Source organism: bacterium (assembly GCA_017744355.1).
Taxonomy (GTDB): Bacteria; Cyanobacteriota; Sericytochromatia; order S15B-MN24; family UBA4093; genus JAGIBK01.
Genome location: JAGIBK010000018.1, coordinates 1 through 1,282, shown reverse-complemented (window position 1 = coordinate 1,282; position 1,282 = coordinate 1). Strand labels below are relative to the sequence as shown.

The 1,282-nt window shown below is 66.2% G+C and carries 2 protein-coding genes; both read right to left on the bottom strand.

Going from position 1 to position 1,282, the window contains the following annotated elements:
• The coding region (locus tag J7643_19915; protein MBO9542862.1) for a hypothetical protein at positions 1-579 on the bottom strand (579 nt) is incomplete at its 3' end.
• 30 nt (positions 580-609) lie between these two features.
• The gene (locus tag J7643_19910) at positions 610-1,167 is read right to left on the bottom strand and encodes a hypothetical protein (protein MBO9542861.1); all 558 of its coding nucleotides are present in this window, start codon (positions 1,165-1,167) and stop codon (positions 610-612) included.
• Positions 1,168-1,282 lie beyond the last annotated feature (115 nt).

Sequence of the window (1,282 nt, the reverse complement as noted above, 5' to 3'; positions counted from 1 at the left end):
CTGGCGCGGGACCAGGGCGTCGCCGTGGTGGGCGTATTCCATGGCCCGGACGTCCAGGTCGTCGCCGGCGCCCACGTCGTGGTGCGGACCGATGACCAGCAAGGTGTCCTCGCGCGCGAGGAAGGCCTTCACCGCCGCGATTTCCTCGGCCGACGGCGTCTGGCCGGTGATGTCGTGGTCCAGGCCGAAAACGAACAGGGTGTCGACGTCCGACAGCACCCGCTCGTCCAGCGGCAGAAAGAAGCCGGCGTGGTCCACGCGCTGGAACACCGGCGGCGGATAGCCGGTCACCTCGCCCACGTGCTTCTGGAACGGGATCCAGGCCCAGAAGAACAGCTCCAGCGCCCCGGCGATGCCTTGCGAGAACTGCAGCGGATCCGCGAAGCGGGGCGTCTCATAAGCGGGCCAGGTCACCCGCCGCACCTCGGTCATGGTCGAGAAGCGGTTGTCCAGCTGCGAGACGTCGCGGCCGGCCTCGCCCGGATAGGACCACGAGACGTAGATGCTGACCCGCCGATTCCCCGGTCCGGCCGGGCGCGGGACGTGGTTCTGGTTATAGCTGCGCGCCGGTTCGTCCATGACGCCGCTCCTTCTGCGATGAGCGGCGGACTACTGGAGCTGGTCCAGGGCGGTCGTCAGGGCGGCCTTCAGACGCAGGGCCTTCTTGATCTCGTCGGCGCTGACATAGGGGTACTCGCCGTACTCCAGGAAGCTGGGCACCTGATGCTCGCGGAAGAACTTGATGACCGCCGAATTGTTGTCCTTCCAGTCCTCGGGGAAGCCCTCGAGGTTGACGAAGACGGTGGTGATCCCGGTCGACAGGAAGATCGCCAGGGCATCGTCCATGTACTTGTCGAAGTCAGTGTCGAAGATGCCCTGGTACATGAAGTAGAGGTCGTCCCCGATCGGGAACAGGATCCAGCGCAGGTAGTGCAGCTTCAGCGTGGCCAGCACGTGCGGGTCGTCCTTGACGGCGACCTCGAGGTTCTTGGCGTAGGCGCGGATATTGTCTTCGTGCCCCGGCAGCACCTTGCACAGGATCGAGAAGCCGTAGTTGGCGGGCGTCTTGGGGAACAGCGGCCCGTGCGGCCCGTCGACCCGCTCGAAATAGCCCTCCTTGGGGATGGCCAGGGCCGCGGGGGTCAGGAAGTCTTCGCTCGTGCTCATGCCGCATTCTCCGCAACGACCATCGCCGGATGGACTTGCGGCAGAAGCTAAACGGCCGGGCCGAGGCCCGATCTTAGGCGAAACCCGAACGGCGCCCCGCTAGGCGCCGGAGGTC

What these genes read in the sequence shown, in the direction of transcription:
- J7643_19910 (MBO9542861.1), bottom strand. Translation starts at nt 1,167, where the DNA reads ATGAGCACGAGCGAAGACTTCCTGACCCCCGCGGCCCTGGCCATCCCC.